Annotated in this window: 6 protein-coding genes and 1 tRNA gene; 3 read left to right on the top strand and 4 right to left on the bottom strand. The window is 46.5% G+C overall.

What is annotated here, in order from left to right; translation table 11 throughout:
- On the bottom strand, positions 1–1,058 hold a 1,058-nt coding region (locus tag Q0614_RS11385), incomplete at its 3' end, for an FAD-dependent oxidoreductase (protein ID WP_298788804.1).
- A 236-nt stretch (positions 1,059–1,294) separates the two neighbouring features.
- On the opposite strand from Q0614_RS11385, the gene bioB reads away from it, so the two are divergent.
- Positions 1,295–2,287, top strand: coding sequence for a biotin synthase BioB (bioB, locus tag Q0614_RS11390; protein ID WP_298788806.1), 993 nt, complete (start codon positions 1,295–1,297; stop codon positions 2,285–2,287).
- A 39-nt stretch (positions 2,288–2,326) separates the two neighbouring features.
- The gene (locus tag Q0614_RS11395) at positions 2,327–2,752 is read left to right on the top strand and encodes a hypothetical protein (protein WP_298788808.1); all 426 of its coding nucleotides are present in this window, start codon (positions 2,327–2,329) and stop codon (positions 2,750–2,752) included.
- A gap of 244 nt (positions 2,753–2,996) precedes the next feature.
- On the opposite strand, the gene Q0614_RS11400 is transcribed toward Q0614_RS11395, so the two are convergent.
- From Q0614_RS11400 to Q0614_RS11410, 3 genes are all read right to left on the bottom strand, one after another.
- Positions 2,997–3,071, bottom strand: a tRNA-Glu gene (locus Q0614_RS11400).
- Positions 3,072–3,233: 162 nt separating this feature from the next.
- The gene (locus Q0614_RS11405) at positions 3,234–3,371 is read right to left on the bottom strand and encodes a hypothetical protein (RefSeq protein WP_298788810.1); all 138 of its coding nucleotides are present in this window, start codon (positions 3,369–3,371) and stop codon (positions 3,234–3,236) included.
- Between the two features lie 12 nt (positions 3,372–3,383).
- The gene (locus tag Q0614_RS11410) at positions 3,384–4,607 is read right to left on the bottom strand and encodes an ankyrin repeat domain-containing protein (RefSeq protein ID WP_298788812.1); all 1,224 of its coding nucleotides are present in this window, start codon (positions 4,605–4,607) and stop codon (positions 3,384–3,386) included.
- A gap of 517 nt (positions 4,608–5,124) precedes the next feature.
- Here Q0614_RS11410 and Q0614_RS11415 point away from each other — a divergent pair.
- The coding region (locus tag Q0614_RS11415; protein ID WP_298788814.1) for a hypothetical protein at positions 5,125–5,435 on the top strand (311 nt) is incomplete at its 3' end.

Here is a 5,435-nt window from a genome sequence, read left to right on the forward strand (position 1 = left end):
TTAAGCTCGGTAGGATCGATAAAATCGTACTCGATCGCATATCCGGGGCGGACGATTTTAGCATTTTCAAAGCCCCTGATCGTGCGCAAAAATGCAATCTGCACGTCGTAAGGAAGGCTCGTAGAAAGTCCGTTTACATAATACTCCGTAGCCTCGCGGGTCTGAGGCTCGACGAAGACGTGGTGGCGGTCGCGATTTGGAAATTCATAAATTTTAGTCTCGATGCTCGGGCAGTAGCGCGGGCCGGTGCTTGAAATTTGCCCCGTAAACATCGGCGCGCGGGCGAAATTTTCGCGGATGATCTCATGCGTGCGCTCGTTCGTGTAGGCGATGAAACAAGCAAGCTGCTTCGGCGCAAAATTTTTGCTACGAAAGCTGAAAGCGCGCGGATCCGCGTCGCCGTCTTGGCGCTCAAGCACGCTAAAATCGATCGTCTTAGCATCGATCCTTGGGCAGGTGCCCGTCTTTAGCCGCCCCATTTGCAGTCCCAGACTTCGCAGCGATTCGGCTAGCTCAATGCTCGCTAGCTCGCCCACGCGCCCCGCTTGCAGCTTGTTCTCGCCTACGTGAATTAGCCCGTTTAAAAAGGTGCCGGCGGTGATTATCAGATGCTCGGTCTCATAAACATTGCCAAGATGGCTCTTAACGCCGCAAACGCGCGGGACGCCATCCTGTTCGCAGGTTAAAATTTCGCTCGCGATCTCCTGGCTTATATCCAGCCCCTGCGTGTTTAGCAGCAAATTTCGCATGTAGATGCGGTATTCGTCCATATCGATCTGAGCGCGCGAGCCGCGCACCGCGGGGCCCTTGCTCTCGTTTAAAATTCTAAACTGCAGCCCGCACGCATCCGCCGCAAGCCCCATCTGACCGCCCAACGCGTCGATCTCCTTTACCAGATGCCCCTTTGCAAGGCCGCCGATTGCGGGGTTACAGCTCGCAGCGCCGATCTGCTCGGCTAAGATCGTAATTAGCAGCGTCTTTGCGCCCATTTTTGCGGCGGCTAAGCTCGCCTCGATACCAGCGTGCCCGCCGCCCACAACGATAACATCGTATTTCATTTTTTACCTTTAAATTTAAAGCCGCAATTTTAGCTAAAATAAAATTTCAAAACGATAAATCACGCGCAGATGTCGCAGACGAGCCATCCGTAAAAGCTGCGGACACAAAATCGGCGCGGGGAGGCGTAAAATTCCGCGTAAATTTTTAGCGCAAAATTCCTGCGCCAAAATTTCACACGCGAGCTTTGCTTTAAATTTAGCGTTGTATAATTACGCATTTTTATCAAAAAGGATGAATGCTGATAGATAAAGCTTATGTTTGCGCGCTGAAAGATCGCGTGATAGGCGGCTGCGAGATTGCAAAGCAGCAGGCGCTAGAGCTGGCGCGATGCGAGGATTTGGGCGCGCTTTTTGCGGCGGCGGATGAGATCAGGCGCGCTTTTTGCGGCGATAAATTTAATCTCTGCACGATCATAAACGTAAAATCGGGGCGCTGTAGCGAGGACTGCAAATACTGCGCGCAGTCGGCGCATTTTAACACGGGCTGCGAGATTTACGGAATTTTGGGCGAGCAGCAGGTGCTAAGCGCCGCGCTTGCGAACGAAGCCGAGCAGACGCACCGCTTCTCGCTCGTTGCCAGCGGGCGCGGAATTTCTCAAAAAAGCTCCGATCTAGGGACATACTGCGCGATCTATGAGCGGCTGCGAAGTAAGACGCGGCTGCATCTGTGCGCCTCGCTGGGAATCGCCTCAAAGCCCGCTCTGGCGCTGCTTAAAGCTAGCGGCGTGCAGACCTATCATCACAATCTCGAGACTTCGCGAAAATTTTATCCGCAGATCTGCACGACGCACAGCTACGACGACCGCATCCAAACTATCGAGAATTGTCGCGCCGTGGGGCTTGACGTATGTAGCGGCGGGATTTTCGGGCTGGGCGAGGGCATGGAGGATCGCATCGATATGGCGCTGCAGCTGCGAGAGCTGGGCGTTAGCTCCGTGCCGATCAATATCCTGACCCCGATCAAAGGCACTCCTCTGCAAAACGCCGCGCCGCTAGCGCACGATGAAATTTTAAAATCGATCGCGATCTACCGCTTCATCTTGCCGCGCGCGTATCTGCGTTTCGCAGGCGGCAGGCGAAATTTGGGCGAGCACGTGCGCACGGCGCTTGGATGCGGCATCAACTCGGCGCTTACGGGCAATTTCCTAACCACCACCGGCGATAGCATCGCAAGCGACAAAGCGCTTGTGGCGCAGTACGGGTTCGACCTCGCAAAGGGCGCAGATTAGCGGCGGTCGAGAATTAAAGATAAAATTTAAGAGGCGGCTATGAAGTTAAAATTTTTCCTTGCCCTTATTTTGGTCGTCTTGCTTGGCGGTTGCTCGCTGCTCCCGCAGGACGACGAGGAGGCTCCATTCTTGGCGGACGCGAGCAAATGCGACGTCGCAAGCTCGCCAAATATGAAGCAGCCAAACCGCTGCGCGAAGCGGCAAAAGATTGATGCCGAAGTCGCGCGAAAGGCACAAGAGCAGGCAGTGTCGCAAGATACGCTTAATTCATTCAAGGAGAATAGCGCACAAGCTCAGCAAAGAGCGCAAGAGCAATATATTGCCGCGCAGCAAAGCCTAATGCAACACCAAGCGCAGCAGCAGCTGGGGCAGATGCGGCAACGACAGAACATGAGAAATTTACAAAACGAGCAGAACTGGAACAGGCTGCGTAATCTTGAAAATATAAGCAGCGGCAGAATTTAGCCGATGCAGCCATAGCCAAAAGCGGTCGGCGGCGCGCTAAAAAATATGAATAGCAGCAGAATTTAGCCGCGAATTTTAAAATTCGATCTAAATTTCAATTCGAGCGACTTTAATTCTAGATCAATTAACCTCGGTAAAACATGATGAAATTTCAGCCAAAATACTACAAAATCAAATGAGGTCTTAAATTTCAAGAGTAGGCAGCCGAATGCTAGAAAATTTTAATTGATTTTAAGTGATGAAATGGTGACCCACAGGAGATTTGAACTCCTGTTACCGGCGTGAGAGGCCAGCGTCCTAACCACTAGACGAGTGGGCCGCGAAATTGAAAGTGAGATAATAGCGAAGTGTATATAAATTTTGGATTAAATTATATATTTTCAACAAAAATAATGCAAAATAAAATTTTCGCCGAAAACTTAAAGCTTTTTGGCATAGCCGTAAATCTTGGTGCTCTAGAGAGTCCGATATGCCGCCCATTCTAGATGGCACATAAATAAGTTCCGTCGTTGCAGCCATAAGCCAAATCGATATCATAAAGCTTGCTGTGCTTTGCTATCAGCATCAAAAACGCCAATAATTTTATCGCGCTGATTTGAAGCAGGTGATAAGAAGCCATTTAGCATAGCTTTTATTTAGCTTCTAGGCTTTTTAGATACTCATATACTCTTTTATCCTCATTTTTCCTTGCCCAATCCGATGGAGTTACGCTTTGGTTATGAGAACATCTAGCTTTTGGATCGGCGCCTCTTTCTACTAGATATTTTACGATTTCTAGACTATGAGAACTTGCCGCATAATTTACCATGGAGCAGCCATCCCTATCCTTTGCTTTAAAATTTCCGCCGTATTTTTCTAAAAGCTTTACGAGCCTAAAACTCTTCTCATCGTCGTGTTGGCTTCCGAATACGCTCATCATCATTGCGTTATCGGTCAGTCTTTTTGCGCACTCTAGCATCGCGCGAAGCGAATTTTCGCTACCTAACATTACCGCCATTTCGATGGGGGTGGTATTTTCATGACCTTTAAAATTCGGATCGCCGCCCATTTCGCAGTATTTTTTAGCATCTTTGGCGTTGTCTGAATATGCCGTTTTGTGAAGCAGCGTTTGTATCTCATCCGCACTCAATCTCTCTTCGGTTTTGGGTGCGACGGGAGAGCTTTCGTCGTAAATCTCCTTTAATGAATTTGTACCATAGTATTTACCCGGCTCGTCTTTAAAAATCAAATTTATACCATTTAAATCCGTAAGTTCTATAGAGTCGTTTGTTTTTAAATTTATTATCTTGTTAAAGTTAAAAACTAAATCATCCTTTTTAACCCCGCTATCAAAGATGAAAAAGTGGCTAAATTCGTAAGGAAATTCGTTTTTGTATTCAGGGTTTGACGCCGGATTTATCCTAGAATCGCCGATTTCTATCTTATCATGCCCCCATCTTTTGCCGAATATAAATATATTTGTACCCCAGCTTTTTGAAATTTTATCATCGTTCTCGCCCATTACAAAAATATCGTTTCCCCATGGGTCTTCCACATCGCTTCTGCCGCCAGTCAAAATATAGACGTTGTTATTTCCGGGGCAAACTATAGAGTGCCTCGTATCGCTTTCGGCTATAATGATTTCGTCTGCGTTTTGGTTGCAGCGAGAATTTATGTCCCAATATATGGTTTTGCTAAAATTTAAACTCACGTCTTCTAATACGGTGGTATCAAATCCTTGCGTCACTAAAATCTTTTTAGGAAAATATCCTTTCGCTTGCCCGTCTTTGATAAATTTTTCCAAGCTTTGAAAGTCGGTTATATTGCCTCCGAAACAGCCGCCAACCACCAAAAACAATATAACGATAAATCTCATACTTGCTCCTTTTTTCGAGATAAAATTTTAAAAATTATACAAAATTTGTAAGCAAAATTTACTAAAAACAGCTCAATTTAAAAATCAAAAATAAGTGTTTTTAATGCTTATAGTAATGGCACTTGGATAGTTATAAATTTTAAGCTGCTCCGCTGCTTTTAAATTTAAAAAGTTAAATCCATTTTAAACAGAATTTGCGTAAAATCCCATTTCAAAAACGTATTACGCGAGCGGCGGCGGCAAAGTAAAATTTGCGGTAACTACGGCGTTAAATTAAAAGCACTCGTAACAGCGGAACTAAATAAAATTCGCGGCAGTAGCCCAAGGATGAGATATTCGGCGGCGTGCTGAGCTTAAATCATTCACAGCGACGTAAAGTACGAAGTATGCACGGCGGCTAAAATTAAAATTCGCAGCGGCTAAAATTAAAATTCGCGCGGTGATAATCAAAGCAGCGCCCGCCTTTCATCTGCGCAGTGCAAGCAGCAAGCTGCGCATTAAAATTTAAAGGGATAAAATGAATAAAGTTTTTCAAAGAGCGAAGCTGCAAGGCACGCTCGGCGCGCTCTGCCTACTGGTCGCAAGCGTAGCGTATTCTATAAAAGGCGAGATCGCGTACTTGGATTCTCAAATCTTAGTGTGGATTTTTGCTTTCACATTCCTTTACCACGCGCTTAAAAACATCCAAAATATCACGGGCCCGCAGGTTTTTATAATCTTCAAATACGCTTACAGCATTGCGCTTGCGACGCTACTATATTTTTCAGCCATTTATATACTCAGAAGATGTGATTGTAATAGGCTGCAAATATACGTGCCGTATTTGAT

Origin of the sequence: uncultured Campylobacter sp., assembly GCF_937997595.1 — a bacterium.
GTDB lineage: Bacteria > Campylobacterota > Campylobacteria > Campylobacterales > Campylobacteraceae > Campylobacter_B.

Bases quoted from the DNA above. Each gene is read 5' to 3' on its own strand.
- Q0614_RS11410 (WP_298788812.1), bottom strand. From the start codon at position 4,607: ATGAGATTTATCGTTATATTGTTTTTGGTGGTTGGCGGCTGTTTCGGA.
- bioB (WP_298788806.1), top strand. From the start codon at position 1,295: ATGCTGATAGATAAAGCTTATGTTTGCGCGCTGAAAGATCGCGTGATA.
- Q0614_RS11405 (WP_298788810.1), bottom strand. From the start codon at position 3,371: ATGGCTTCTTATCACCTGCTTCAAATCAGCGCGATAAAATTATTGGCG.
- Q0614_RS11395 (WP_298788808.1), top strand. From the start codon at position 2,327: ATGAAGTTAAAATTTTTCCTTGCCCTTATTTTGGTCGTCTTGCTTGGC.